Below are 26,242 nucleotides of genomic sequence, written 5' to 3'. Positions count from 1 at the left end.
CCCCCTCAGAGATCGGGCTCCAGGTGGGCCCAGGGGCGGGCCGACTCCAACTGGGCGGCGAGGGCGAGCAGGGTGCCCTCGCCGCCCAGCGGCGCCACGAACTGCACGCCCAGCGGCAGGCCGTCGGGGGTGCGGTGCAGCGGGACGCTGGCGGCGGGGCGGCCGGTGATGTTGGCGAGCTGGGTGAACGGGACCGGCGCCAGGTTGGCGATCACCGCGTCCTCGTACGCCTTCGTCCGGCTGAGCAGGCCCAGCAGGCCGAGCGGCAGCAGCAGCCGGGCCAGCGCCCGGACCGCCGGCGGGGTGTCCAACTCGCCGATCCGGACCGGGGGTTGCGCCAGGGTCGGGGTGAGCAGCAGGTCGTGCCGGGTGTGGAACGCGGCGAGTTGCCGGTTGTACCGGTTCCAGCGCTGGTGGGCGGCGTAGTAGGCGGGCGCGCGCAGCCGGCGGCCGGCGGCGGCCAGCACGTGGGTGTCGAGCTCGAAGCCCGCGTTCCCGGAGCCGGTCAGGCGCTTGACCTCGTCCACGGTGGCGGCGGTCTCGGTGGCCCACATGGCCAGGAAGTCCATCGCCAGGCCGCGTTCGTCGATGCCGGTGTCGGCCTCCTCGACGTGGTGGCCGAGCTCCTCCAGCAGGGCCGCCGTGTCCGCGACGGCGGCCACCGCCTGCGGGTGCACCTCGGTGCCCAGCGGGGAACGGGTGGTGAAGCCGATCCGCAGCGGGCCGGGCGCGCGGCGGGCCAGTTCGGCGAACGGCTCGGCGGAGCGGTGCGGCAGGTACGGGCCGGCCGGGTCGGGGGCGCCCGCCAGCACGTCCAGCATCGCGGCGGTGTCCCGGACGCTGCGCGAGACGACGCCGTCGGTGGCGGCCCCGTGCAGGTGCTCGGCCGCGGCCGGACCGGCCGGGACCAGGCCGCGGCCCGGCTTGAGGCCGAACAGGCCGCAGCAGGCCGCCGGTATCCGGATCGAGCCGCCGCCGTCGTTGGCGCCCGCCACCGGGACGACGCCCGCGGCGACGGCCGCCGCCGAACCGCCCGAGGAGCCGCCCGGGGTGCGGGCGGTGTCCCACGGGTTGCGGGCCGGGCCGGTGGCCGCCGGCTCGGTGACGCCCTTGCTGCCGAACTCCGGCGTGTTGGTCTTCCCGAACACCACCAGCCCGGCGTCCAGCCAGCGCCGCACCGACTCGCTGTGCGCGGCCGCCGGGACGTCCTGCAGCGCCCGGCAGCCGCTGCCGGTGGGCAGGCCCGCGTAGTCCTGGAGCAGGTCCTTGACCAGGAACGGCACCCCCGCGAACGGGCCGGACAGCTCCCCCGCCGCCCGCTCCCGGGCCTGCGCGTGCATCGGCCGGACCACCGCGTTCAGCCGCCCGCCGACCTGCTCGGCCCGACCGATCGCCACCTCCAGCAGCTCCCCGGCCGTCACCTCCCGGGCCGCCACCAGGGCGGCCAGCCCCACCGCGTCGTACCCCCGGTACTCGCCGTACTCCACCGCAACCTCCGAGATCACCCAGCCCGAGCGTGCGGCGACCCTACCGCCGGGTAGCTCCGCTGCCCAGGGGCCCGGCGACGAGGGCTCAGCCCTGGGCGAGGACGCCGCGGTAGTGGTCGATCTTGTCGCGGAGGTGGGTGCGTTGGCGCTCCAGCAGGGCGATGTGGTCGGTGACCGCGGTGTCGTGGCGTTCCAGGAGCTCGATGCGGCCGAGCAGGCTCTCGGGGCCCTCGGTGCGGGCGAGTTCGGCGTAGCGGCGCATGTCGGCGATCGGCATGCCGGTGTCGCGCAGGCAGCGCAGGATGCCGAGCCAGCCGATGTCCTCGGGGGTGAAGCGGCGGTGGCCGCTGGTGGCGCGGGTGATGGAGGTGAGCAGGCCGATCCGTTCGTAGTAGCGCAGGGTGTCCAGGCTGAACCCTGAGCGTTCGGCGGCCTCGGCGGGAGTGAGCAGCTGCGGTGTCGTCACCGGCCCGATTCTGCCCGCTCGTCGGGGCCGGTGCAGCGGGTGAAGCGTTCGCCCCAGGCGGCCAGCAGGGCGGCGAGTTCGGGCGGGGAGACGACCCGGAAGTCCACCTCCAGCGAACCGAGGGCCATCGCGGGCCACTCCAGGGCGTCGGCGTTCATCCGCACCCGGGTGCGGCCGGGGGCGATCTCCTCGATCTCGGACCAGGCGCCGATCTTCTGCCGGACCGCCGCGGCGGGGGCGTCCACCAGGACCTCGACCCGGTGCGGGCGGGGCTGGCCCTGGAGGCCGGCCCGGACGAACTCGGCGGCGTCCTCGGCCGGCAGGGTGCGGGGCAGGAAGCGGGCGCCGGTGGGCTCGGGGGCGGCGAGGCGGTCGAGGCGGAAGGTGCGCCACGCTTGCCGGGTGAGGTCGTAGGCGACCAGGTACCAGCGGCGGCCGAGCCGGACCAGGCCGTGCGGCTCGGTGTGCCGTTCGGTGGCGCTGCCGTCGGCGGCCCGGTAGCGGAAGTGCAGCCGCTCGGTGTCCCGGCAGGCCAGGGCGACGGCGGTCAGGGTGTCCGGGTCGATCCGGGCGGCGGTGTCGGTCTGCCACTGCGCGGGGACGGTGACCGACCGCAGCGCCTCCACCCGGCGGCGCAGCCGGGCCGGCATCACCTGGACCACCTTGGCCAGCGCCCGCACCGACGCCTCCGCGATGCCCTCCACCGAGCCGTCCGCCGCCGCCTGCAGGCCGACGGCCAGCGCGACCGCCTCCTCGTCGTCGATCACCAGCGGCGGCAGCGCGGCGCCCGCGGCCAGCTGGTAGCCGCCGTCGACGCCGCGCCGGGCCTCCACCGGGTAGCCCAGCTCGCGCAGCCGGTCGATGTCGCGGCGCAGGGTGCGGGCGGAGACGCCCAGCCGGGTGGAGAGCTCCTCGCCCGGCCAGTAGCGGTGGGACTGGAGCAGGGTGAGCAGCCGCAGGGTGCGGGCACTGGTGTCGGCCATGGTTCCCATCCTCCGGCAATTGCGGACGGAAAGTGGCCGCAATGGCCCGTAACGTGGAACACGAAGCGAGGGGGAACGCGCAGAGCACCCGCCTCGGAGCACCTCAACGCACCGCAACGGCACCGCACTTCGGAGAGGGCGACACCATGACCACCGAGACCGCTGAGACCACTGAGGCCACCCGGACCGCCGAGGCCGTCGAGACCGAGGACGGTCAGTACCCCGTCGCCACCGTCGAGGGGCCGACCCCCGAGCACGCCGACCTGATCGCGGAGCTCCACGCCATCCGGCACTTCCTGCGGCTGACCGCCCGCGGCCTCACCGACGAGCAGGCCCGGCAGCGCACCACCGTCAGCGAGCTGACCATCGGCGGCCTGATCAAGCACGTCACCTCGACGGAGCGGGCCTGGTCGGCGTTCATCGTCCAGGGCCCGTCCGCGATGCCGGACTTCAGCTCCTTCACCGAGGCCGACCTGCAGGCCCGGGCGGACGAGTTCCGGCTGCTGCCCGAGGAGACCCTGCTCGGCGTGCTCACCGCGTACGAGGCGGTGGCCCGCGGCACCGACGAACTGCTGCTCGGCCTGCCCGACCTGGGCGTCTCGCAGCCGCTGCCCGCGGCGCCCTGGTTCGCCCCCGGCGCGAGCTGGTCGGCCCGCCGCACCGTGCTGCACATCATCGCCGAGACCGCCCAGCACGCCGGGCACGCCGACATCATCCGGGAGTCCCTGGACGGGCAGAAGAGCATGGGCTGACGCCCCGGGCACCGTCGCGCAGAGGTCCGCGCCGCCGACAGCGGCGCGGACCTCTTCCGCGTTTCCTCCCGCCTCCGTGTCACACCCCGGGGCATCCGCCACTCTCGGGATGCAGCCGGAAGCGGAAAACGGAGGAGAGCGATGCGATGGACGAGGCCACCGAGGTGTTCACCGACCACCGGGAACTGCTGTTCTCGATGGTCTACAACCTGCTCGGCACCGTCACCGACACCGAGGACGTCCTGCAGGAGACCTGGCTCGCCTGGTCCGGCCGACACCGGTCCGCCGAAGCCGGACCGGTCCTCCACCCCCGCGCCTACCTGGTGCGCACCGCGGTCAACACCGCACTCGCCCGACGCACCGAGATCAGCCGGCGCCGCGAGAGCTACTTCGGGCCCTGGCTGCCCGAACCGCTCGTCGCCCCGGCCGAAGAGGACCCGGGCGAACGCGCCGAAGCCGTCTCGATCGCCCTGCTGGTCGTACTGGAGACGCTCACGCCGCTGGAACGCGCCGTGTTCGTGCTGCACGAAGTCTTCGGATACAGCCACCCGGAGACCGCCGAGATCCTCGGCCGCACCCCCGCCGCCGTCCGCCAACTCGCCCACCGGGCCCGCGAACACGTCCGCGCCCGGCGCCCCCGCTACCGGGCCGACCCGGCGGTCCGGCGCCAGGCCACCGAGCGCTTCGCCGCCGCCGTCGGCGGCGGGAACCTCGACGCGCTCCTGCAACTGCTCGCCCCCGACGTCACCCTCTGGGCCGACGGCGGCGGCAAGGCGACCGCCGCGGGGGCCCGCCCGGTGCACGGTCGCGAACAGATCGCCCGACTGCTCATCGGCGGCTCCACCCGGGCCCCGCAAGGCATCCGGGTCCAGTGGGCCACCACCAACGGCGACCCGTCAGCCGTCCTGTTCGTCGGCACGGCACCGTTCGCGGTGCTGGTGCTGGACCTGTCGGCGGACGGGGGACAGGTCACGGATATCTACTTCGTGACCAACCCGGACAAGCTCGCGCGGGTGGGGGAGGAGGGCTGAGGCCGATGGGCGGCGGAAGGGACGGAGGGGCGGAGGGGCGGGAGTGCGGCTGCGCCGCGGGCTCCGGCGGGAGGGGAGGAGGGCTGAGAGCGATGGGTTGTCGGAGGGATGAAGGTGCGGGAGTGCGGCTGCGATGCGGGCTCCGTGCGGGTGGGGGGAGGGGCGGGGGTTCGGCGGGTGGGCGGCGGAAGGGGCGAGGGGTGGGAGTGCGGCTGCGCCGCGGGCTCCGGTGAGGGGCGAGTGGGGGCGGTAACTGTGGTGTTCGGTAATGGAATTGACGAGTGATCGGGATGACGGGAGACGACGATGAAGCTGACTGTGGTGGCTGCCAGCGGGGGGATCGGGCGGCAGTTGTTGGAGCAGGCGGTGGGGGCCGGGCACGAGGTGACGGCGGTGGTGCGGGATCCGGGGAAGTTGGGGGACGTGGGGGTCCGGGTGGTGCGGGCGGATCTGGCGCGGGCCGGGGCGGGGGAGTTGCGGGAGGCGGTGGCGGGGGCGGACGCGGTGCTGTCCGGGCTGGGGGCGGTCGGGAAGGCGGGGGTCGGGGTCGCGGAGGCCGGGACGCGGACGGTGGTGGGGGCGATGCGGGAGGCCGGGGTGCGGCGGCTGCTGGTGGTGAGTGCCGCGCCGGTCGGGACGGTGGCCTCGCCGGACCGGCCGAACCCGCCGCGGCACGACCCGGGCGAGGGGCTGGTGATGCGGTACGTGCTGACGCCGGCGGTGAAGCGGGTGCTGCGCGCGCACTACGCGGACCTGGCCCGGATGGAGGACGTGGTGCTGGCCAGCGGCCTGGACTGGACGGTGGTGCGGCCGCCCCGGCTCACCGACGGCCCGCTGACCTGTGACTACCGGGTCGCGTACGGGCAGAACCTGCGCGGCGGGTCGAAGGTGTCGCGGGCGGACGTCGCGCACTGCATGCTGCGCGGCGTGTCCGACCCGGACACCGTCGGGCGGATCCTCGGCGTCGCCCACTGACCGGCCGGGGCGGGTGGCGGCGGCGCCTACCCTGAGGGGATGTCAGCTCCTCGTCTGCGCCGGGTGGCCGTGCTGGTCCTGGACGGCGCCAAGCCGCTCGACGTCGGGATCCCGGCGCAGGTGTTCTCGACCCGGGGCAGCATGCCGTACGAGGTGCGGGTGTGCGGGGCGGCGCCCGGGCTGGTCGCGGGCGGGGACGGCCTGTCGTACCACGTGGCGCACGGGCTGGAGGCGCTGGAGTGGGCCGAGTCGGTGTTCGTACCCGGCTACCGGCACCCCGACCGGGACGACCCGCCGCCCGCCGTGGTCGACGCGCTGTGCGCCGCGCACGCCCGCGGGGCCCGGCTGGCGGCGATCTCCACCGGGGCGTTCGCGCTGGCCGCGACCGGGCTGCTGGACGGCCGCCGGGCCACCACGCACTGGCACTACACCCGGGCGCTGGCCGCCAAGTACCCGAAGGTGCGGGTGGACGAGAACGTGCTGTTCGTCGACGAGGGCAGCGTGCTCACCTCGGCGGGCGCCGCCTCCGGCATCGACCTGTGCCTGCACGTGCTGCGCGGCGACCTCGGGGTGGCCGCCTCCAACCACACCGCGCGCCGGCTGGTCGCCGCGCCCTACCGCAGCGGCGGCCAGGCCCAGTACGTGCCGCGCAGCGTGCCCGAGCCGGTCGGCGAGCGGTTCGCGGCCACCCGGGAGTGGGCGCTGCACCGGCTGGACGGGCCGCTGACCGTCCGGACGCTGGCCCGGCACGCCGCCGTCTCGCCGCGCACCTTCTCCCGCCGCTTCGTCGAGGACACCGGCTACACGCCGATGCAGTGGGTGCTGCGGGCCCGCGTCGACCTGGCCCGTGAGCTGCTGGAACGCTCGGAGCACAGCGTCGAGCGGATCGCCGCCGAGACCGGCCTGGGCACCGGCGCGAACCTGCGCGCGCACTTCCAGCAGATCCTCGGGACCACGCCCAGCGAGTACCGGCGGACCTTCACCCGGGGGCAGTGACCGGCTGGCACGATCCTTGCGAACAGTGGCACGGGCGCCACTGCCGACCGCCCTTCCGGCGAGCGAGAGTGGAGGCAACACCACCCGGCGGGAACGCCGCAGGAGAGCCGCAGAGAAGGGCACCACCCATGACCCGCATCGCCGTCAACGGATTCGGCCGCATCGGACGCAACGTGCTGCGCGCCCTGCTGGAGCGCGACAGCAAGCTGGAGGTCGTCGCCGTCAACGACCTGACCGAGCCCACCGCGCTCGGCCGGCTGCTCGCCTACGACACCACCTCGGGCCGGCTCGGCCGCCCGGTCACCGTCGAGGGCGACACCCTGGTGGTCGACGGCCGCCGGATCAAGGTCCTCGCCGAGCGCAACCCGGCCGACCTGCCCTGGGCCGAGCTCGGCGTCGACATCGTGCTGGAGGCCACCGGCCGGTTCACCTCCGCCGACGCCGCCCGCGCCCACCTCACCGCCGGAGCGAAGAAGGTGCTGGTGTCCGCCCCCTCGGACGGCGCCGACGTGACGCTGGCCTACGGCGTCAACACCGACGCGTACGACCCGGCCGTGCACACGATCGTCTCCAACGCCTCCTGCACCACCAACGCGCTCGCCCCGCTGGCCGCCGTCCTCGACGAACTCGCGGGCATCGAGCACGGGTTCATGACCACCGTGCACGCCTACACCCAGGAGCAGAACCTCCAGGACGGCCCGCACCGCGACCCGCGCCGGGCCCGCGCCGCCGCCGTCAACATCGTCCCGACCACCACCGGCGCCGCCAAGGCGATCGGCCTGGTGCTGCCGCAGCTGGACGGCAAGCTGTCCGGCGACTCGATCCGGGTGCCGGTGCCGGTCGGCTCGATCGTCGAGCTGAACACCACCGTCGCCCGCGACGTCACCCGCGAGGAGGTGCTCGCCGCCTACCGCGAGGCCGCGGCCGGCAAGCTGGCGGGCGTGCTGGAGTACTCGGAGGACCCGCTGGTCTCCTCCGACATCACCGGCAACCCGGCCTCCTCGATCTTCGACTCGGAGCTGACCCGGGTCGACGGCCGCCACGTCAAGGTGGTCGCCTGGTACGACAACGAGTGGGGCTTCTCCAACCGGGTCATCGACACCCTGGAGCTGCTCGCCGCGAGCTGACGCCCCGGCGGACGGGGGCCCGGGCCGGTTCGCCGGCCCGGGACCCCGCGCGTTCACCTGCCGAGCAGGCCGACCGCGTTGCCGTCCGGGTCGGTGAACACCGCCAGGCGGTCGCCGCCCGGCACCGGGTGCGGCTCCAGGCGGCGGGCGCCGCCCAGCTCCACCGCCCGCTCCAGGGCCGCGTCCAGGTCGTCCACCCGGAAGTAGACGGCGAAACCGGTGTACGGGGCGTCCGGCCCGGCCTGGCCGATGCCGCCGGTCGGCTGCCCGGCGCCGTCGTCGCCGACCAGCGCGTACGTCCCGCTCCCGTCCAGGACGTGCACCGGCCAGCCGAACAGGCCGCCGTAGAAGGCGCGGGCGCGCGGGGCGTCGGGGGAGGACAGGTCGAACCAGGCGGCGGTGTGCGGAACGCTTGCCATCGTGGGCTCCTCGGGGTCGGGAACGGGAAAGCCGTTCGAGGAGGAGACCGGCGCGGTGCGGCAGAATCGTCGCCCATGAGCGAGGTTTCTCCGGAACCGGACGGACCGGACGGGCCGGGCGGAACGGACGGGGCCGCGGCGGACCTGGTGCTCGCCCGGGCCGGGGACGACGCGGCGTTCACCCGGCTGGTCGCGCCGCTGCGGCGCGAGCTGCACGCGCACTGCTACCGGATGCTCGGCTCGGTGCACGACGCCGACGACGCCCTGCAGGAGGCGCTGCTGCGGGCCTGGCGCGGGATCGGCCGGTTCGAGGGGCGCGGCTCGCTGCGCGGCTGGCTGTACACCGTGGCCACCCGCACCTGCCTGGACGCCGCCGAGCGGCGCGGCCGGCGCGCGCTGCCCGTCGACCTCGGACCGGCCTGCGAACGGGTCGTCCTGGACAGCGCGCCCGCCACCGAGGTGGCCTGGCTCGGCCCGTACCCCACCGGGGCCGGCGGCGACCCGGCCGAACGCTACGAGCGGTACGAGGCCGTCGAGTTGGCGTTCGTCGCGGCGCTCCAGCAGCTGCCCGGCAACCAGCGGGCCGCGCTGCTGCTGTTCGACGTGCTCGGGTTCTCCGCCGCCGAGATCGCCGGGCTGCTGGACACCACCCCCGGCTCGGTCAACTCGGCGCTCGCCCGGGCCCGCCGCCGACTCGCCGCCGCCCCGTCCGGCTTCCCGTCCGCGCCGGGGCCCGGCGAGGCGCGGGCCCGGGCGACGGTGGCCGCGTACCGCGGGGCGCTGGAGCGCGGCGACGCCGACGCCCTGGTCGCGCTGCTCACCGAGGACGTCACCTGGTCGATGCCGCCGCTGCCGCACTGGTACCGGGGCCGGGACGCCGTCATGGCGTTCGCCCGGGCCGTCCCGCTGACCCGCTGCCCCAGCTGGCGGACCGTCCCGGTGGAGGCCAACTCCCGTCCTGCCGTGGCCTGTTACCTCGGCTCCTCGGCCGACGCGGTGCACACCGCCTGGTCGATCACCGTCCTCGACCTGGCCGCGGACGGCCGGATCGCCGGGCTGGTCTCCTTCCTGGGCGCCGAGCACTTCGCCCCGTTCGGCCTGCCCGTCAACTACCTTGAAAACTAGGAACGTTCACCGCCCTGGTCCGGCGCCGGTCCGCGTGCAGGGCGCCGGCGGCCAGCAGGCCGAGGCCGGCCGCCAGCGGGGTCAGGTGCGCCGGGACCTCGTCGGTGCCGTACGAGGAGCCGTCGGTCAGGACGCAGGAGAAGCCGACCGCCGGCACCAGGTCGATCCGGTAGTCGATCACGTGCTCGGCGGGCTTCCCGGGGATCCGGCACGGCCGCATCGGCGAGGAGTCGGTGCCGCCCTCCTCCGCCGTGAAGACCGCGCCCGCGAGGTGCAGCAGCGCCAGGCCCAGCACCAGCAGGGCCGCCCCGGACAGCAGCAGCCCCAGCAGCCGCTCCCACCGCCGGTCGAACGCCGCGCGGCCGGAGCGCACCAGCAGCGCGACGAGCGTCCCGAAGAACACGGGCGTCAGCACGAGGAACAGCAGGAGCAGCACGGCACGGCCTCCGACCCGGTCGGCGGGACGGCCGGAACGCCGCCCCCTGTGGTCAACAGAGCTCCGACCGGGGTCGTTCGGTTCCGCACGGCCGGGCGCCGGTCGCGCGGAACCGGCGCCGGAAGCGGTGACAACCTTTCCACGGGGTCCGGCGTCTGGTCGGTGTGAGCCGAAAAACCGAGGACGACGCCTACGCCGATTTCGTCGGGACCGCCTGGCCCCGGCACCTGCGCACCGCGACGCTGATCACCGGCGACCGGCACCGGGGCGAAGAACTGCTCCAGGACTGCCTGGTCAAGTTGTACGTGCGCTGGGGGCGGATGAGGACCGAGGATCCGCACGCCTACCTGCGGCGGATGCTGGTCAACAACCACATCAGTTGGTGGCGGCGGCGCCGGAGGGAACTGCTCACCGCCGAGCCGCCGGACGCCCCCGCAGCAAGCGGGGCGTCGCCGGAGACGACCGACGAGCTGTACCGCGCCCTGCGTGAACTGCCGCCCCGGCAAAGGGCGGTGGTCGTGCTGCGGCACTTCGAGGACCTCTCGGAGAAGGACACCGCCGCGACTCTCGGCTGCTCGGTCGGCACCGTCAAGAGCCAGCACTTCCGGGCGATGGCCCGGTTGCGCACCGTGCTGTCCGGCAACCAGTCGAACCAGTCGAAGCAGTCGAAGAACCAGGAGAGCGTCATCCGATGAACGACACCGAAGACCAGGAGGTGTCCCGCGCCCTGCGGGACCTGGCGGACCGTCACGGACCGGCCGGACCGGCCCCGGTGGCCGAACTGCTGCACCGGGGGCGCCGCCGCCGGGGCCTGCGGCTCGCCGCCGTCACGGGCAGCGTCGCGGCCGTCGCCGCCGTCGCGGTGCTCGGCGCGACCGCCCTCGGGGGCGGGGCGTCGCCCGCCACCACCGCGGCCGGCCCGGCCGGCGGGGGCACGGCGTCCGCGTCGACGTCCGCGTCCGCGTCGACGTCCGCGTCCGCGTCGACGTCCGCGTCCGCGTCGACGTCCGCGTCGGCTTCCGCGTCGCCCGGTGCCACCCGCATCGGGCAGGTCACCGCCGGGCAGCTCGCCGAGCTGCTCAAGTCCCGGCTCCCGGCCGGGTACCACCCGGACGGCGGCCCGACGCTGATCGGCAACGGGGGTGTGGGCAGCAGCGACGAGGAGTTGCAGAAGCTGGCCGAGCAGCACAGCCGGGCCCCCGTGGCGGGCCGCACCGTGCGGGAGGAGGTCGGCGCGGGGTACACCGTCACCAACGGCACCAAGACCGGCACCGTGCAGATCACCGTCATGAAGGGGCCGGCCCCGGCCGAGCCCCTGACGTCCGACCTGTGCAACAAGCGGCCGGACTGCTCCGTCACCAAGCAGCCGGACGGCAGCACCGTGATGCTCTACCTGCCGAAGATGCCGCCGGACCTCCCGCAGGTGTGGCAGGCCGACCTGTACCGCCCCGACGGCGTCCAGGTGCTGGCCGAGTCCGGCAACGTTCCGCTGCCCGGCCACGGCCAGGACCTGTACGCCGGACCGCCGCCGATGACCGGCGAGGCGCTCACCGCACTCGTCCTCGACCCGGTCTGGACCCAGGGGGCCGCCGGACACTGAACCGCGGGACACCGAGGAGGGCGGACCACCGCCCCCGGGGCGGGCCATCGGCCGGAGCAGGACGCCGGCGGTGGCGGGCGATGACGCCCGACGCCCCTGCACGTGACTGAAGTCCGGCAGGACGCCACATCCTCCTGCCGCCCCGGAACGACGGCGCACACCGCCCGTTCCGGCCCTCCGCGACGGCCCGCCGGCGCCGCGCGGCAGCACCGCGACACGCGGAACCCCGGCGTTCGGGCGGTCGACCCCCGGCGCCGAAGCGCCACCCCGCCCCCACCCCCCACGGCACCTGCCGCGAACCGTCCCCGTGCCCGTCCGCGGCGGCGGCAGCGGGTGTGCGGGGCGCGCACGCGTACGCGGAACGGCCCTTCCGACGGTTCGTCACCACCTCCCCGCTGCGGTCAACTGCCGTTGCCGTGCGGGTGGTTCGACGTGCCGTCGGAAGGGCCGGGGCGGTGCGCGGGGCGGGTGGCGCGGGCTACTGCGGGTCGCGGTCGAACTGGGCGCGGGACCAGCGGTGGCCGAGGACGGTGAGGGCCGCGCACCAGAGGAGGGCGATCCACCAGTTGTTGCCGATGTGGGTGCCCAGGAGCAGGCCGCGCAGGGTTTCGATGGCGGGGGTGAAGGGCTGGTACTGGGCGACGGGCTGGAACCAGCCGGGCATGGAGTGCAGCGGGACGAAGGCGCTGGAGATCATCGGGAGCAGGATCAGCGGCATGGCGGCGTTGCTGGCGGCCTCGGCGTTGGGGCTGCCCAGGCCGAGGGCGACGGCGATCCAGGTGAAGGCGAGGGAGACCAGGGCGAGCAGGCCGAGGGCGGCCAGCCACTCCAGCGCGGTGGCGTGGTGGGGCCGGAAGCCGATGGCCAGGGCGACGGCGCCGACCAGCACCACCGAGGCGACGCACTGCAGGACGCTGCCCACGACCCGGCCGAACAGCACCGAGCTGCGGTGGATGGCCATGGTGCGGAAGCGGGCGACGATGCCCTCGTTCATGTCGGTGGCCATGGAGACGGCGGAGCCGATCACGGTCGAGCCGATGGTCATCATCAGGATGCCGGGCACGAGGTAGGCGAGGTAGGCGGTGCGGCCGGCGCCGCCGCTCATCGCGTTGCCGAAGACGTAGACGAACAGCAGGAGCAGCATCACCGGGGTGAGCAGCAGGTTGAGGGTGAGGGAGGGGTAGCGGCGGGCGTGCAGGAGGTTGCGGCGCAGCATGGTGGCGGAGTCGCGGAAGGCCAGGGCGGGGGTGCTCATCGGGCGTTCTCCGTTGCGGTGTCGGCGGTGTCGGCGGTGTTCTGGGCGGGGACGGTGGTGGTGGGGGCGCCGGTGAGGGCGAAGAAGACGTCGTCGAGGTCGGGGGTGTGGAGGGTGAGTTCGTCGGCTTCGAGCCCGGCGGCGTCCAGGTGGTCCAGGAGGGTGCGCAGGGCGCGCTGGCTGCCGTCGCTGGGGGCGCGCAGGGTGAGGGCGTCGTCGTCGTGGGCGGCGTGCGGCAGGGCGTGGGCGGCGGCGCGGTAGGCGGCGGGGTCGGTGAAGCGCAGGCGGACGTGGCCGCCGGGGACGAGGCGCTTGAGTTCCTCGGGGGTGCCCTGGGCGGCGATGGTGCCGTTGTGCAGGACGGCGATGCGGTCGGCGAGCTGGTCGGCTTCCTCCAGGTACTGGGTGGTGAGCAGGACGGTGGTGCCGCCGGTGACGAGCCGGCGGATGGTCTGCCACATCTGGTGCCGGCTGCGGGGGTCGAGTCCGGTGGTGGGCTCGTCGAGGAAGATGACCTGCGGGTCGCCGACCAGGGTCATGGCGATGTCCAGGCGGCGCTTCATGCCGCCGGAGTAGGTGGCGGCGGGCTTGTCGGCGGCGTCGGTGAGGTCGAAGCGGGCCAGCAGCTCGACGGCCCGGGCCCGGCCTTCGGCCTTGGACAGGTGGTGCAGGTCGGCCATCAGGTGCATGTTCTCCCGGCCGGTGATCAGGCCGTCCACGGCGGAGAACTGGCCGGTGACGCCGATCGCGGCCCGCACCCGCTGGGGGGCGGTGGCCACGTCGTGCCCGGCGATGCGGATCTGTCCGGCGTCCGGGCGGACCAGGGTGGAGAGGATCTTGACGGCGGTGGTCTTGCCGGCCCCGTTCTGGCCGAGCAGGGCGAAGACCGTGCCCGCGGGGACGGCCAGGTCGACGCCCTTCAGGACGTCCTTGTCGCCGTAGGACTTGCGCAGCCCGTCCGCCGCGATGGCCAAGCCGGTCATGAGGTGCTCCTTGGGAAGTGGGTGTGACGTGCGGGGCTTGCTGCGCCGGTGAGGTGACGGCGGGTCAGGCGGTGCGGGCGGAGATGTCGCCGTGCGAGGTGGTGGCGCGGATGGTGACGGCGGGGACGTCGTCGGCGTTGCGCAGCGCGTTGTGGATGCGGCCGTAACCGGTGCCGGCGTCCAGCGAGGCGGAGACGCCGCGGGCCACGCCGACCGAGATCGAGCCGGACACGGTGGTCAGGTCGAGCGTGCCGCGCACCGCCTCGGTGACGGTCAGGTCGCCGCGCTGGGTGCTGAACGCGGCGGGGCCGGTGAGGCGGCCGACCTCGATGTCGCCGTCCTGCAGGGTGAGCCGGGCGGCGGACGCCTCGTCGAGCTTGACGGTGCCCCGGGCGCTCTCGAAGGCGACGTCGCCGAGCCGGCCGACGCCCCGGAGCCGGGCGTCCGCGCTCTTCGCCTCGACCGCGGAGCCGGCGGGCAGCTGCACGGTGACCTCCAGGGCGCCGGACGAACCGAGCAGGCGGTGTGCGGCGGAGTCGGTGGTGATCCGCAGCACGCCGTCGGTGTAGGCGACCTCGGTCTGTTCGACGGCCTTGGTGTCGCGGCTCTTCGCCGGGTCGGCGGGGAGCAGTTCGACCACGGTGTCGGTGCGGTCGGCGGCGATGAACCGGACCAGGCCGGCCGGGATGTCCAGGGCGACGGTGATCGGGGCGGCGGTGTGGAACTTCTGCATGGCGGGCTCCCTGTTCGCGGGGCGGTGCCGGTGTGGCGCCGCTTCGTTTCTGACATTAGAAACGCTACGTTGCGTTCATGGATCGGGCAACAAGCTTGTTGCAATCGAATGGCATCTCTGCAGTTCAAGGCATATAAATCGTTGCAATGGCGCTGAAGCTAACGCAACGTCAGGGAGCATGTCCGTTGCAATGGACTGAGAGTGAACGCTATGCTGGGCGCGGTAACGTCACGCACCGCAGAAGGAGGCCCCCGATGCCGGGAGGCAGGCTCACCCAGCAGGAGCGCCAGCAGATCGCGCTGGGGCTGGCCGACGACCTCGCCTACGCGGAGATCGCCCGCCGGCTCGACCGTCCGACCTCCACCGTCACCCGCGAGGTCATGCGCAACGGCGGCCCGACCGGCTACCGGGCCGACCTCGCCCACCGGGCCACCGAGCACCGCGCCCACCGCCGGACCGCGCCGTCCCGCGACCCGCACCCGGCCGACCGCCCCGGCGACGGGCGCGACCCCGGCGCGATCGGGGCCTTCGAGGAGTCGATCACCACCGTCTTCATGCAGTCGGGACTGAGCCGGATGCCCGCCCGGGTGCTGGCCGCGCTGCTGATCACCGACTCCGGCAGCCTGACCGCCGGCGAACTCGCCCAGCGCCTCCAGGTCAGCCCGGCGTCGGTGTCCAAGGCGGTGGCCTTCCTGGACGAGCAGTCGATGGTCCGCCGGGAGCGCGACGAGCGCCGCCGCGAGCGCTACGTGGTGGACGACGAGATCTGGTACCAGTCCGCGGTGGCCAGCGCCCACGCCAACTCCGCGGTGGCCGCCGCCGCCCGCCGGGGCGTGCCGCTCCTCGGCTCGTCCAGCCCCGCCGGGACGCGGCTGGAGAACGTCGCCCGGTTCCTCGACCACCTCTCCGAGATGCTGCTGCGCGCCGCCGAACAGGGCCGCGACGTGCTGCTCGCCAAGCCCGCGCCGGAGCCTGACGGACCCGGCGCGCCTGACGAGCGCTCGGCCTGACGCCGGGGCTGAGCGGCGCCCCGGAAACGGCGGGGCCCCGACCGCGTGGTGCTGCGGTCGGGGCCCCGGGGTGTCGGGCGGGCGGTGATCAGCCGGGCATCAGCCGGGCATCAGCGGTGCGCCGGCGGCGTGTCAGCAGGGGAAGGTGCCGCTGTAGAGCGCGTGGCCGTAGGAGGAGCTGCCGGAGCCGAAGCCGTAGATGCCGTCGTCGCTCCAGACCGCCTCGCGGAAGCCGCCCGTGCAGGTGGAGGCCGGGGCGAGGGCGAAGCCCTCCAGGTTGTCGACCGGCATGACGGCGGGGTTGGTGTAGGTCACGTCGGGGACGATCGCGCCGGAGGCGTTGACCTTCAGGAAGGTGTGGGTCTCGCCGCAGGTGTTGTCGCAGGTGGCGACGATGCGCTGGGTGCCGGCGTCGAAGGTCACGTCCATCACGCCCGGCTTGCCGGTGGAGACGGTGCCGAAGGTGGTGAAGCTGCCGTCCGAGTTGAGGCCGTAGACGTGCAGGGTGCCGTCGTACTCCAGGCCGGCGAAGAACAGGCCGGCGCCGTGCAGCGGGTAGTTCGCCGGGTCGTAGGCGGCGCCGGTGAGCGGGTCGGTCCAGCCGTTGGCGGTCAGCCAGCTGTCCGGGACGTAGCCGACGCCCTCGAAGCCGAGGTTGGCGTCGTCCTTGCTGCCGGTGTTCAGCTGCGGGAACTGCGCGGTCATGTCCCACTGGTGCAGCGGGGTGAGGGTGCTGCCGGTGGCGGCCGGGTCGAACTCCATGACGGTGTCCTTCGGCACGGTGTTGTTGGCGTTGTCGCGCTCGGAGGTCACGTAGAGGTGGCCGTTGCCGCCGACGGTCAGGCCCTCGGAGTCGGGCTGGCCGGTGCCGCCCGCGAAGCGGATCTGCTTGCCGGTGGCGCTCCAGGTGGCGTCCGGGACCCACTTGCCGTTGCTCTTGACCAGCTTGTACAGCCAGTTCTTGTTCTTGGCGGCCCACAGCACGGACGGGTTCGCCGGGTCGAAGGCCAGCCCGCTGACGTCCCGGCCCTCGGGGCCGGTGGAGGTGGTGAACGCGCAGACGTTGTCGGCGATGGTGACGTCGAGGCCGCCGGGCCAGGACCGGGTGCCGGACGGGGCGGAACCGGTGCCGCTGGGGGCCTCCGGGGTGCAGCCGCTGGTCAACGCTCCGCCACCGCCCAGCAGTTGGCCGGTGGTGCCGCCGCCGGTGCCGCCGCCGGGGGTGCTGCCCGCGCAGGAGTTCACCGTGCCGAAGGTCGCACTCGCGGAGGTCTGGAAGCCGGTGGCGCAGCGCTCGTCCGAGGGCGAGGCGCCGGACGCGGCCCAGCTGACCGAGTCGACGGTGTTGCCGCTGCCGTCGAGCAGGAACAGCGAGTCGCTGCCGCCCAGGCCGATGGTCGAGCCGAACGTGACGTAGCCGCCCGCGGGGATGCTGGTCGCGCTCGGGGCGGAGGACGAGATCGAGGCGGCGGAGTGCGCGGTGTCGCTGTCGACGTACTTCCACGAGCCGATGCTGACCGCGCTGGTGCCGCCGTTGTACAGCTCGACGGTGTCCGAGCCGTCCGAGCTGACCTCGTTGATCCGGACCCGGCTCGCGGCGGGCGGCGACGCCGGGCAGCCGGCGGCGTTCGCCGAACCGAAGGTGGTCGTGCCGGTGCCGGTCACCCAGCTGCCGGTGCCGTCGCCGCCGCAGCGGGCCATCGCGGGCTTGGCCCTGCCGGTGGCCCAGTCGACCCGGTCGACCACGGTGCCGTCGGCGGTGTAGATCACCACCTTGTCCGAATCGCCCAGCCCCTTGGGCGAGTCGAAGGTGACGAAGCCGCCGGCCGGGATGCTGCTCGCGGACGGGCTGAAGGACTGCGGGGAGAAGCCGTCGTCGGACATCTTCCAGCCGCTGAGGCTCACCGCCGTCGAACCGCTGTTGTAGAGCTCCACCGTGTCGCTGTTGGCGGAGCTCACCTCGTTGATGCGCACGTTCTGGTAGCCGGCCGGGTCGGCGGCCGCGGCGGGCTGCGCGGCGAGCAGCCCGGTGACGACCAGCCCGGAGAAGGTCAGGGACGCGGCGCACAGGGAGGCGACGCCGACACGCGAGTGTGAGTTAGGCACGGGGCGGAACTCTGGCGACCCCACGTGGAAACAGCGTGTACGCGGGTTGAATCCCGGGCTCTTCCCGCCGGAACGCCAGGTTGGCGGGCCGCCGGTCCGACCGGATCCGGCCAACCGGCCGGGGCGGTCACCGCACAACTGGCGGTTGACCACGTGGAGGGTTTTTCCGCAGCTCACCCCGCCTTCTACCGCCTACGGAACAACTCGTGGTTGTTCGGTAGGGTGGGCGTCATGGACCTCGAAGCCGTACGCACCTACGTCGCCGTCGCGGAGGCGGGCCAGTTCCAGAAGGCCGCCACCGACCTGGCGGTCACCCAGCAGGCCGTCTCCAAGCGGATCGCCGGGCTCGAACGCGACCTCGGCGTCCGGCTGTTCGCCCGCACCCCGCGCGGCGCCGAACCCACCATCGACGGCCTGGCGTTCCTGCCGCACGCCCGCGAACTGCTGCGGGTCGCCGACCGGGCCGCCGCCTCCGTCCGCGCCGGCCGCCGCCCGCTGCGGGTCGACGTGATCAACTCGCGCGGGGCGGCCGCCCGGCTGATGCGCGACTTCCACCGGGCCCACCCGGACGTCGAGTTGGACATCGTGATGCTGCTCGACATCGAGGCCGCCGTCGCCGCGATCCGCTCCGGCAGCGTCGACGCCTCGTTCCGGGCCGTCGCCATGCCCGGCCGGCCGCTGCCCGAGGACCTCACCGCCGTCCGGGTCGTCGACGAGCCGCTGCACCTGCTCACCGGCCCCGCGCACGCCCTCGCCGCCGCCCGCACGGTGCCGCTCGCCGAACTGGCCGGGCACCGGATCTGGATGCCCGGCATCCTCCCCGGCAGCGAGTGGGGCGCCTACTACGAGGCGCTGGCGGGCGAGTTCGGCCTGACCGTCGAGTCGACCGGCCCCAACTTCGGCTCCGACGCGCTGCTCGACACCATCGCCGACACCCCCGCCCTGGCCACCTTCATGGGCGAGGACACCCGCCTGGTCTGGCCCACCGGGTACGGCCTGCGCCGCATCCCGGTCACCGACCCCGTCCCGGTCTACCCGCACTCGCTGCTGCACCGCCGGGACGACCCGCACCCCGCCCTCCCGGCGCTGCGCGCCCACCTCGCCGCCGCCACCGCCGCCACGGCCCCCGTCGTCGGCGGCTGGATCCCGTCCTGGGCCCGCTGAGTCGTCGGCGGCTGGATCCCGTCCCGGGCCCGCTGAACCGCCGCTACCCGGCGCTCCCTCCGCCCGCGCGCAGCGTCAGCAGGGTGATCTCGCTCGGCGCGAACACCCGGAACGGCGGCCCCCAGAAGCCGGTGCCCCGGCTGGTGTAGAGCTGGGTGCGCTCCCCGTGCCGGCTCAGGCCCTGCACCACCGGCTGGTCCAGCCGGACCAGGTAGCGGAACGGCCAGATCTGGCCGCCGTGGGTGTGCCCGGAGACCTGCAGGTCGACCCCGGCCGCCACCGCCTGCGGCACGTACTTGGGCTGGTGGGCGACCAGCAGCACCGGCAGCTGCGGGTCCGCCCCGGCCAGCGCGCCGGACAGGTCGGCCCGGTGCCCGGCCTCGCCGGAGGACGCCGCGGTGACGTCGTCCACCCCGGCCAGCACCAGGGCGTCCCCGCCGCGCTCCACCACCACGTGCCGGTTGTGCAGCGCCTCCCAGCCCAGCTCGGCCATCCGGTCCAGCCAGCCCTGGGCCTCGCCGCCGTACTCGTGGTTGCCCGTCACGTACACCCGGGCCAGGGCGGCCCGGACCGCGCCCAGCGGCGCGGACTGCGCGCGGCGCTGGGCCGGGGTGCCGTCCGCGATGTCGCCGGCGTGCACCACCACGTCCGCCGCCAGCGCGTTGACCGCCTCGGTGACCTTCGCCGACCAGGCCGCCCGGTCGATCGGCCCGTAGTGGGTGTCGGCCAGCACCACGACCCGGGTGCCGTCCAGACCGGCGCCGAGCCGCGGCAGGCGGACGTCCAGCCGCCGCACCCGGGGCACCCGCATCGCCTCGTGGTGCCCCCAGGCCAGCAGGACGGCCGACACCAGCAGGACGGCCGCCGCGACGAGCCGGGCCCGGCCGGTGCCACCGACGCCGAACCCGGCCAGCAGCAGGTCCACCAGGCCGCCCAGCACCGACCAGGTGAACAGCACCCACACCACGCCCAGGCTGGTGTCCGCGATCCGGGCCGCCCGGTCGTCGCGGGACCGCGAGCGGTGGCCCGCGACCATCAGGAACGGGAAGCCGACCATCCAGGCCAGCAGCACGGCGGTGCCCGCCAGGACCACCGGCAGCGGCCAGTCGGCGCCGGAGGCGAGCAGCGTCCACCACGGCGGCAGGCAGAGCAGCACCAGGGCGAGCACCAGCACGCCCAGCCGCCGCAGCACCGTCCGCCGGGGCGTCCGGCCGCCGCTGCTGTCGCCGTCGCCGTCGCCGTCGCCGTCGCCGGGTTCGCGCGGTCCGGGGACGTGCGCGCTGCCCGCCCCGTCCTCGGACCCGTCCTCGGTGTCCGTCCCGTCCAGGGTTCCGCTGTCCGCCACCGCGCCGCCTCCCGTGCGTGCCCCTCCGGCACGTGCCCGGTCAGCAGGCGATCCGGGCCGGCTCCGTGCGGGAGGTGATGCCGAGTTTCGCGCACGCGCGGGAGCGGTGGTAGCCCGAGGTGCGCCCCGGCGCCCGTGACACCCGCCCACCGGCCGGGGAGACTTGGCCCCCGCGGGCCCCGCGGGCCCCACGGGCTCGTACGGACGGAAGGGCGGGGCGGGACGTGGCACTGGCGAAGAAGGGCTCCCGGCGGATCGTCGTCGACGGCGTCGAGTACCGCTGGCGGGTGAGCAGCAAGCACTGGTGCTGCGACCCCGACCCGCGCTCCCTGGGCTACGCGGTGCAGCACGCCGCCCGCCCCGGCACGACGCTGGTCGTGGACACCGGGCGGCCCGCCGTCTTCCCCCCGGAGGCGGTGCCGGACCAGCTCGTCCTGCCGGGCGAGGTCGCCGCGGGCATCCGGGCCGCCCTGGCGGACGGCTGGACGCCCGACGCCGACGGCCCGCCGTTCGCCCTCTGCCTCTCCGCGCCCCAGTCGGTCGGTCGGTCGGCCGCCCGGCCCGGTACCGGCCTGAGACCGGTACCGGGGTGCTGACTTGACGGTCTGTCAGCCACCGCCGTAGGTGGCCTGGGTGACCGCGAAGACGTTCCGGTTGTTCGCGGGCTCCTGGAGGGACCACAGCAGGTCGGGCCCGGTGGCGTCCTCCCAGTAGGAGATGCTCTCGCCGCCGCTGACCCAGGCGAAGGAGGAGGACCCGGCGGTCGGGGTCCAGTAGTAGAGCTTCTTCTGGTTCGACGAGTTGAACCACCAGCGGCCGTTGTGCGAGGCCACGCCGTTGAGGTTGTACCAGGGCAGTTGGAGCGCCTGGCTGGCGGTGGTGGTCGCGGCGAACGTGGTGGCTCCGGAGGCGAACGGGAAGCGGACCGCCCGCGGCGCCCGGTTGGGGTAGGCGGTGCAGCCCGACTGGCAGGTGTACTCCGTCATCACGATCGACTTGCTGACCCGGTCGAGGGAGATCGACGACCACACCAGCTTGTCCGCGGCGGAGGTCTGCGCGGTGACGGTGCCGATCTGGGGCAGCACGTAGGCGTAGTTGTGCGCGTAGTAGACGGACCCGGACTGGCGGCCGATCTGGTCGGCGGTGCCGCCGGTGTCGGTGTTGAGGATCTTGCGCATGTCGAAGACCCGCATGCCGCGCCCGGTGTCGGCGACGTACAGGTAGTCGCCGTACCAGGAGACGCCGCCGGCGTGGACCGGGATGTCCTTGAAGCTCGGTGCGGCCGTGGTGCCGGTCGGCTCCACCAGGAGGATCTTGCGGTACTTGTTGGGGTAGGTGGCGTCCCAGTCGACCAGGGTGATCCGGCTGCGCTGCTGGGCGCCGTCGCAGCCGTCCTTGGTGTACCAGCTGACCAGCACCAGCTGGTGGCCGTCGTAGTTGCCGCTGTTCGCGGTGCCGATCGCGTCCCGGCTGGTGGTGATGCCCTGCGGGTAGCTCTGGCAGTCGCCGTCGTCACCGTCGTCGAACCGGAAGCCGCCGGACAGGCCGGCGACCGAGAAGGACGACGCCAGCCCCTGCCGGTCGTGGTTCGCGTTGTCCATCACGGTGTGCACCGCGCTGGTCCCGAGCGTCGAGACCAGCGCGGTGTTGAGCGCGTCGTACTGGTGGTAGTCCGCGCTGAGCGTGTAGTCGGACGTGTCGAGCGCGGTCGGCGCGGTGGCCGCGGCCGCCGGGGGAGCGGCGGTGAGCGCGCCGGTGACCAGCAGTCCGGCGGCGAGCACCGCCCTTGCCATGGTTCTGACTTGATGGATCATCAGGTCTTGCCTCTCCATGTGAACGGATCACCTCTGGATCAACGGCGACTCACGCTAGGCGCGATCCGGACGTGTGCGCAACACCCCCGCCGCGCCTGCCCTCATCCCGTCGCGCCCGCGCCTGCCGTCACCCCGTCGCGCCCGCGCTCACCCCTCCTCCCGGCGGGAGCAGTGCTCGGCGACGGTGTCCGCGAAGGCCCGGGCCAGCGGCGAGAGGGCGTCCCAGCGGCGGACCGCCCAGCCCGCGGTGAGCGGCGGCAGCGCGGGGATCGGCACCAGCCGCAGGTCCGGGTGCCCCGGCCCGCTCCACTCGGGCAGCGCCGGGACGACCGCCCGGCCGAGCCCGAGCCCGGCCAGCAGGATCGCGGTGTCCCAGTCCGTGACGCTGGTGTCGAAGACCGGCCGGATCCCCGCCCCGGCGAGCCAGGTGCCGAGCTGGGTCCGCGCGGTCGAGTTCTCGGGCAGCCCGATCAGCCGGACGTCCTGCAGGTCCGCGGGCTCGACGGACTCCCGTCCGGCCAGCGGGTCCCCGGCCGCCACCGCCAGCGACCAGGGCAGGTGCACGACCGGACGCTGCTCCACCTCCCCGCCCGCCGGCCGCAGCGTGATCCACGCCAGGTCCACCGCCCCGGCGGCGAGCGCGTCGAAGCAGCCCCGGCTGGACGTCTCGGTCTGGAACTCCAGGCTGGCCCGCGGGAACCGCCGCCGGAAGTCCACCACCGCCGCGGCCATGAAGTGCCGGACGGTCGTCGCCCCGGTGGTGACCCGCACCGACCCGCCCTCCGCCCGGGCGAGCTCCTCGATCCGCCGCACCGCCTGGTCGATCCGCCCCAGCCCCTCGGTCACCGCCCCCCACAGCACCCGCCCGGCCGGCGTCGGCACCACCCCGCGCGGCTGCCGCTCCAGCAGGCTCAGCCCCAGCTCCCGCTCCAGCCGCTTCACGTGCTGGCTCACCGCCGACTGCGTGCAGCCCAGCTCCCGGCCCGCCGCGCTGAGCGACCCGGCCCGGCAGACCGCCCCGAACACCCGCAGATCATCAAGAGTCACGACCCCCAAGCCTAAGCTCGGCCCACCCCCAGCAAACCCATGGATTGACTTGGGCCGCACCAGGTTTGACCATCGTTCAGGGCCCAGGGCGGCAACCCGCCCGCGTCACCCCCGCGCTCCGGACGCGGCCCGACGCGGGCGGGTGTCGACCCGCCACCACGCACCCGCCCTCCCCACCCAGGAGCACCCATGAGCACCAGCAGGCAGACCGTGGCCGTCCTCGGCCCGGGCGGCGTCGGCGGCCTGATCGCCGCCCTGCTCGCCCGCGCCGGACACCGGGTCCGCTGCCTGGCCGGCGACCGCACCGCCGCCGCGCTGCGCGAACACGGACTGCACGTCGACAGCGTCCACCACGGCGAGTTCACGGTGCCGGTCGAGGCCGGCACCGTGCTGCGCGAACCGGTGGACACCCTCTTCGTCACGGTCAAGCAGACCTCGCTCCCCGAAGCCCTCGACCGCGTCCCGGCCGACGTGCTCGGCCGGGCCACCGTGATCCCGCTGCTCAACGGCCTCGACCACGTCGCCCTGCTGCGCGCCCGCTTCCCCGCGGCCCGGGTCCTCGCGGGCACCGTCAAGGTCGAGGCGACCCGCACCGCACCCGGCCGGATCGCCCACACCAGCCCCTTCACCGACCTCGAACTCGCCGCGCCCGAAGCCGAGTTCGCCCCCCTCGCGGAACTCCTGCGCGAAGCCGGACTCGGCGTCCGGCTGCGCGACGACGAGAACGCGGTGCTCTGGGACAAGCTCTCCTTCCTCGCCCCGTTCGCCCTGCTGACCACCCGCCACCGCGCCGACACCGGCACCGTCCGCACCCGGCACCGCGACGAACTGCTCACCGTCCTCGCCGAGACCGCCGCCGTGGCCCGCGCAGCCGGAGCCCCCGTCGAAGCCGAAACCCTGCTCGCCGTCTTCGACCGCTTCCCGCCCACCGCCAAGTCCTCGATGCAACGCGACGCCGAAGCCGCCCGCCCCCTCGAACTCGACGCCATCGCCGGCGCCGTCCTGCGCACCGCCCGGACCCACGGCATCCCCACCCCCGCCACCGCCCGCCTACTCGCCGCCATCCCGGTCCCCGCCCCCTGATCGAGTGAACGGGCGGAGCCGGAAGGTTCGCCGGATCGTTACCCGGGAAGGCGTTGCGAATATTTCGAATACTTCGGATGCTGCGACTACACTCGAAACCGGGAGGTCCGACTATGGCAACCACCGCGGAAGGCCGGAAGATCGCGCCGGGCACCGTCGACGCCCGGAGCGCCGAACGAGCCCTGCGCAGGATCCGCGACTACCTCGCTCACAACACCGACGCCACCACGGACGTCACCATCCTCGGCGAGGTCGGCTCCGACGACCCCCTCGTCCTGCCGCGGCCCACCGTGGAGATGTTCGCCGCGATGCTCGCCGCCCTGGCGAACGGGCAGGGCGTGCAGGTCATGCCCGTCAACGCCATCGTGTCCACCCAGGTCGCCGCCGACATGCTCAACGTCTCCAGGCCCTACCTGATCGGTCTCCTGGAACGGGGCGACATCCCTTTCGATCGGGTCGGACGCCACCGCCGGATCAAGTTCAACGACGTCATGGAGTACAAGCGGAGGGACGACCGCGAACGCAAGGACGCCGCCGACGCCCTCACCGCCCTCGACGAGGAGCTGGGGCTGCTCTGACATGGCCTTCATCGTCCTGTACGACTCGAACGTGCTTTACCCGAACACGGTCCGGGACCTGCTCGTCCGGCTGGCCAGGCACGGAATTGTCCAGGCCAAGTGGACCGAGCAGATCCTCGACGAGGTGGAAGCCGCACTCCGCCGCAACGGCGTCGGGAACGACGGGAAGCGCGCGGAGCTGCGGCGCCGGATGAACGCGGCGGTGCGGGACTGCCTCGTCACCGGGTACGAGCCCCTGATCGAGGGGCTCAAGCTCCCCGACCCGGACGATCGCCACGTGCTCGCGGCAGCGATCAAAGCCGGTGCGCAGGTGATCGTCACCGACAACGCCAAGCACTTCCCGGTCGAGTGCACGGCGGAGTGGGGGATCGAACAGAAGAGCGCCGACGACTTCGTCATGGACTTGATCGACCTGGACGACCGCGTGGTCTACGGCTGCGTCATGGAGATCGTCGGCAGCCGACGGCGCGAACCGGTCACGTTCGACGACGTGCTGAACCAACTGGAGCGGTCCCGACTGATCGGCTCGGTGAGCATGCTCCGGGGCCGACCCGTCGAAAGCACCTGAGCCCGCCTGACCCCGTACGCCGATCGCCCCGCCGGTACCCGCCCCCTGGTCACCCCGGCCGGGCGGTGCGATCATCCACCGGACGTCCGCCAGCCGCCCGGGGGGAGCCGAAGTGCCCAGCATCGAACTGCACCACAGCTACGAGGTGGGGGCGCCGCCCGCCGACGTCCTCGCCCATCTCGCGGACCCCGCCCACTACATCGGCCTCTCCCCGCTCCTCGTCGACGTGCGCGAGGTCCGGCACGGGGACGACGGGACGACCCGCTACGTGGCGGTCGAACGCTTCCGCTTCCTCGGCCTGTTCACCCACGACAACCGCATCGAGGTCACCCTCCGCGCCGACCCGTCCCGCCTCCCGGCCGAGGCGACCGTCAGCGGCGACGTGGTCAGCCCCGGCGGCGTCCGGATGTCCTACCGCTTCACCATCACCCCCGGCAGCGGCGCCACCTCCCGCCTCTCCGACACCCTCCACCTGCACGCCCCGTTCGGCCTGCTCCGCTTCGCCGCCCGCCAGGCCGCCGCCGTCCAGCAGTCCCGCGCCCGCGTCCTCGCCACCCGCCTGGCCCCCGCCCCCTGAAGGCTGGTCGGGCATGCCCGTCAGGACGGTTCGGAGAGCGGGTGCTCGGCGAGCCGCCCGGCGGCGAAGGCGAAGACCGGGTCGAAGAAGGGCTCCGGGCTGGAGGTACCGCGGCTCGGCTCGACGGCTCGGCCCGCGGAGCCCTCGGCGGCCTCAGCGGTCGAGGGCCGCGCCCAGTGCGTCCAGCCCGTCGGCGTAGATGCTGGTGAACAGGTCGACGGCCTCCTGCTCGGTGGTGCCGTCCGTCGGGCTGAACCGCCCGGACCACTGCACCTCGGCGAGGTCCGCCCGGCCGGGGACGGTGTGCACCCGGAGCGTGGAGACGTACCCGTCGACCGGGAAGGGGGCCTGCAGGATGGCGTAACTGTAGTGCCGTTCGGCCTCGTTGAAGTCGACCAGCCGTTCGACGATGACCTCCCCGGCGGGGTTGGCCAGGCGGCGCACCCGGCCGCCTTCGAGCGTGGTGCTCGCGGGGACGTAGGGCAGCCAGTCGGGCAGCGAGTCGAAGCCGCCGACGAGGCTCCAGACCCGCTCGGGGGTGGCGTGGACGGTGCGGCTGACGGAGGTGGAAGCCATGGGGGG

At 74.2% G+C, this 26,242-nt stretch carries 28 protein-coding genes; 15 read left to right on the top strand and 13 right to left on the bottom strand.

From position 1 onward, the window contains the following. Positions 1–5: 5 nt before the first annotated feature. The 3 genes from OU787_RS15150 to OU787_RS15140 form a co-directional block, all read right to left on the bottom strand. On the bottom strand, positions 6–1,505 hold the full coding sequence (locus OU787_RS15150; protein WP_268659652.1) for an amidase: 1,500 nt from the start codon (positions 1,503–1,505) through the stop codon (positions 6–8). A gap of 67 nt (positions 1,506–1,572) precedes the next feature. Continuing rightward, complete coding sequence (locus tag OU787_RS15145) at positions 1,573–1,953, bottom strand: MerR family transcriptional regulator (protein WP_035957462.1); 381 nt, start codon at positions 1,951–1,953, stop codon at positions 1,573–1,575. Next, positions 1,950–2,936 carry a helix-turn-helix transcriptional regulator gene (locus tag OU787_RS15140; protein WP_268659651.1) on the bottom strand — a complete coding sequence of 329 codons (987 nt, stop codon included), beginning with the start codon at positions 2,934–2,936 and terminating at the stop codon, positions 1,950–1,952. The genes OU787_RS15145 and OU787_RS15140 overlap by 4 nt, the downstream gene beginning before the upstream one ends. A gap of 146 nt (positions 2,937–3,082) precedes the next feature. Here OU787_RS15140 and OU787_RS15135 point away from each other — a divergent pair, with 146 nt between their 5' ends. The 5 genes from OU787_RS15135 (at position 3,083) to gap (ending at position 7,817) form a co-directional block, all read left to right on the top strand. Next, positions 3,083–3,688, top strand: a complete 606-nt coding sequence (locus tag OU787_RS15135) for a DinB family protein (protein WP_268659650.1) — start codon at positions 3,083–3,085, stop codon at positions 3,686–3,688. Between the two features lie 146 nt (positions 3,689–3,834). After that, a complete protein-coding gene (locus tag OU787_RS15130) occupies positions 3,835–4,719 on the top strand; it encodes a sigma-70 family RNA polymerase sigma factor (RefSeq protein WP_268659649.1) in 885 nt (294 codons plus the stop codon). 306 nt (positions 4,720–5,025) lie between these two features. After that, positions 5,026–5,694, top strand: coding sequence for an NAD(P)-dependent oxidoreductase (locus OU787_RS15125; RefSeq protein ID WP_268659648.1), 669 nt, complete (start codon positions 5,026–5,028; stop codon positions 5,692–5,694). A gap of 39 nt (positions 5,695–5,733) precedes the next feature. Next, on the top strand, positions 5,734–6,690 hold the full coding sequence (locus tag OU787_RS15120) for a GlxA family transcriptional regulator (RefSeq protein ID WP_268659647.1): 957 nt from the start codon (positions 5,734–5,736) through the stop codon (positions 6,688–6,690). A gap of 128 nt (positions 6,691–6,818) precedes the next feature. Next, positions 6,819–7,817: a type I glyceraldehyde-3-phosphate dehydrogenase gene (gene gap / locus OU787_RS15115; protein ID WP_268659646.1), complete on the top strand. Its 999-nt coding sequence runs from the start codon at positions 6,819–6,821 to the stop codon at positions 7,815–7,817. A 53-nt stretch (positions 7,818–7,870) separates the two neighbouring features. On the opposite strand, the gene OU787_RS15110 is transcribed toward gap, so the two are convergent. After that, complete coding sequence (locus OU787_RS15110) at positions 7,871–8,236, bottom strand: VOC family protein (RefSeq protein WP_268659645.1); 366 nt, start codon at positions 8,234–8,236, stop codon at positions 7,871–7,873. A 75-nt stretch (positions 8,237–8,311) separates the two neighbouring features. Between OU787_RS15110 and OU787_RS15105 the strand changes: the two genes are divergently transcribed. Then, positions 8,312–9,361: a sigma-70 family RNA polymerase sigma factor gene (locus tag OU787_RS15105; RefSeq protein WP_268659644.1), complete on the top strand. Its 1,050-nt coding sequence runs from the start codon at positions 8,312–8,314 to the stop codon at positions 9,359–9,361. On the opposite strand, the gene OU787_RS15100 is transcribed toward OU787_RS15105, so the two are convergent. Next, positions 9,342–9,797 (bottom strand): hypothetical protein, encoded by a 456-nt coding sequence (locus OU787_RS15100; RefSeq protein ID WP_268659643.1) that lies wholly within the window; start codon positions 9,795–9,797, stop codon positions 9,342–9,344. The two genes, OU787_RS15105 and OU787_RS15100, sit on opposite strands and share 20 nt — an antisense overlap. Positions 9,798–9,961: 164 nt before the next feature. On the opposite strand from OU787_RS15100, the gene OU787_RS15095 reads away from it, so the two are divergent. Next, positions 9,962–10,492, top strand: a complete 531-nt coding sequence (locus OU787_RS15095) for a SigE family RNA polymerase sigma factor (RefSeq protein ID WP_268659642.1) — start codon at positions 9,962–9,964, stop codon at positions 10,490–10,492. After that, a complete protein-coding gene (locus tag OU787_RS15090) occupies positions 10,489–11,397 on the top strand; it encodes a hypothetical protein (protein ID WP_268659641.1) in 909 nt (302 codons plus the stop codon). Before OU787_RS15095 ends, OU787_RS15090 begins: the two co-directional genes overlap by 4 nt. 478 nt (positions 11,398–11,875) lie before the next feature. Here OU787_RS15090 and OU787_RS15085 read toward each other — a convergent pair whose 3' ends face one another. The 3 genes from OU787_RS15085 to OU787_RS15075 all read right to left on the bottom strand — a co-directional run bounded on the left by OU787_RS15085 (position 11,876) and on the right by OU787_RS15075 (position 14,368). Next, positions 11,876–12,652 carry an ABC transporter permease gene (locus OU787_RS15085; RefSeq protein WP_030463207.1) on the bottom strand — a complete coding sequence of 259 codons (777 nt, stop codon included), beginning with the start codon at positions 12,650–12,652 and terminating at the stop codon, positions 11,876–11,878. Then, on the bottom strand, positions 12,649–13,635 hold the full coding sequence (locus tag OU787_RS15080) for an ATP-binding cassette domain-containing protein (protein ID WP_268659640.1): 987 nt from the start codon (positions 13,633–13,635) through the stop codon (positions 12,649–12,651). Before OU787_RS15080 ends, OU787_RS15085 begins: the two co-directional genes overlap by 4 nt. Before the next feature lie 64 nt (positions 13,636–13,699). Next, on the bottom strand, positions 13,700–14,368 hold the full coding sequence (locus OU787_RS15075) for a DUF4097 family beta strand repeat-containing protein (RefSeq protein WP_268659639.1): 669 nt from the start codon (positions 14,366–14,368) through the stop codon (positions 13,700–13,702). Positions 14,369–14,622: 254 nt separating this feature from the next. On the opposite strand from OU787_RS15075, the gene OU787_RS15070 reads away from it, so the two are divergent. After that, entirely contained in the window at positions 14,623–15,378 is a 756-nt protein-coding gene (locus OU787_RS15070; protein ID WP_268659638.1) for a helix-turn-helix domain-containing protein, read from the top strand. A 132-nt stretch (positions 15,379–15,510) separates the two neighbouring features. Here OU787_RS15070 and OU787_RS15065 read toward each other — a convergent pair whose 3' ends face one another. Beyond that, positions 15,511–17,484, bottom strand: coding sequence for a lamin tail domain-containing protein (locus OU787_RS15065; protein WP_268659637.1), 1,974 nt, complete (start codon positions 17,482–17,484; stop codon positions 15,511–15,513). Between the two features lie 231 nt (positions 17,485–17,715). Here OU787_RS15065 and OU787_RS15060 point away from each other — a divergent pair, with 231 nt between their 5' ends. Beyond that, a complete protein-coding gene (locus OU787_RS15060; RefSeq protein ID WP_030463202.1) occupies positions 17,716–18,648 on the top strand; it encodes a LysR family transcriptional regulator in 933 nt (310 codons plus the stop codon). A gap of 43 nt (positions 18,649–18,691) precedes the next feature. Here OU787_RS15060 and OU787_RS15055 read toward each other — a convergent pair whose 3' ends face one another. Beyond that, a complete protein-coding gene (locus OU787_RS15055; protein ID WP_268661869.1) occupies positions 18,692–19,840 on the bottom strand; it encodes a metallophosphoesterase in 1,149 nt (382 codons plus the stop codon). 377 nt (positions 19,841–20,217) lie between these two features. Here OU787_RS15055 and OU787_RS15050 point away from each other — a divergent pair, with 377 nt between their 5' ends. Then, entirely contained in the window at positions 20,218–20,589 is a 372-nt protein-coding gene (locus OU787_RS15050; RefSeq protein ID WP_268659636.1) for a hypothetical protein, read from the top strand. A gap of 12 nt (positions 20,590–20,601) precedes the next feature. On the opposite strand, the gene OU787_RS15045 is transcribed toward OU787_RS15050, so the two are convergent. Continuing rightward, entirely contained in the window at positions 20,602–21,786 is a 1,185-nt protein-coding gene (locus tag OU787_RS15045; RefSeq protein ID WP_268659635.1) for a hypothetical protein, read from the bottom strand. Positions 21,787–21,954: 168 nt separating this feature from the next. Continuing rightward, complete coding sequence (locus OU787_RS15040) at positions 21,955–22,854, bottom strand: LysR family transcriptional regulator (RefSeq protein ID WP_268659634.1); 900 nt, start codon at positions 22,852–22,854, stop codon at positions 21,955–21,957. Positions 22,855–23,043: 189 nt separating this feature from the next. On the opposite strand from OU787_RS15040, the gene OU787_RS15035 reads away from it, so the two are divergent. The 4 genes from OU787_RS15035 (at position 23,044) to OU787_RS15020 (ending at position 25,660) form a co-directional block, all read left to right on the top strand. Continuing rightward, positions 23,044–23,937, top strand: coding sequence for a ketopantoate reductase family protein (locus OU787_RS15035; protein WP_268659633.1), 894 nt, complete (start codon positions 23,044–23,046; stop codon positions 23,935–23,937). A gap of 113 nt (positions 23,938–24,050) precedes the next feature. Next, positions 24,051–24,515 (top strand): excisionase family DNA-binding protein, encoded by a 465-nt coding sequence (locus OU787_RS15030; RefSeq protein ID WP_268659632.1) that lies wholly within the window; start codon positions 24,051–24,053, stop codon positions 24,513–24,515. 1 nt (position 24,516) lies between these two features. Then, on the top strand, positions 24,517–25,083 hold the full coding sequence (locus OU787_RS15025) for a PIN domain-containing protein (protein WP_030463195.1): 567 nt from the start codon (positions 24,517–24,519) through the stop codon (positions 25,081–25,083). Between the two features lie 112 nt (positions 25,084–25,195). Further along, the gene (locus OU787_RS15020; RefSeq protein ID WP_268659631.1) at positions 25,196–25,660 is read left to right on the top strand and encodes an SRPBCC family protein; all 465 of its coding nucleotides are present in this window, start codon (positions 25,196–25,198) and stop codon (positions 25,658–25,660) included. Between the two features lie 153 nt (positions 25,661–25,813). Here OU787_RS15020 and OU787_RS15015 read toward each other — a convergent pair whose 3' ends face one another. Next, the gene (locus OU787_RS15015; protein ID WP_030463193.1) at positions 25,814–26,236 is read right to left on the bottom strand and encodes an SRPBCC family protein; all 423 of its coding nucleotides are present in this window, start codon (positions 26,234–26,236) and stop codon (positions 25,814–25,816) included. Positions 26,237–26,242: the final 6 nt, after the last annotated feature.

The sequence above is a fragment of the Kitasatospora sp. YST-16 genome (genome assembly GCF_026802215.1).
GTDB classification, from domain to species: Bacteria; Actinomycetota; Actinomycetes; order Streptomycetales; family Streptomycetaceae; genus Kitasatospora; species Kitasatospora cineracea.
Note: the sequence above shows the minus strand (reverse complement) of the source record. Positions and strands in the feature narration are given on the sequence as shown.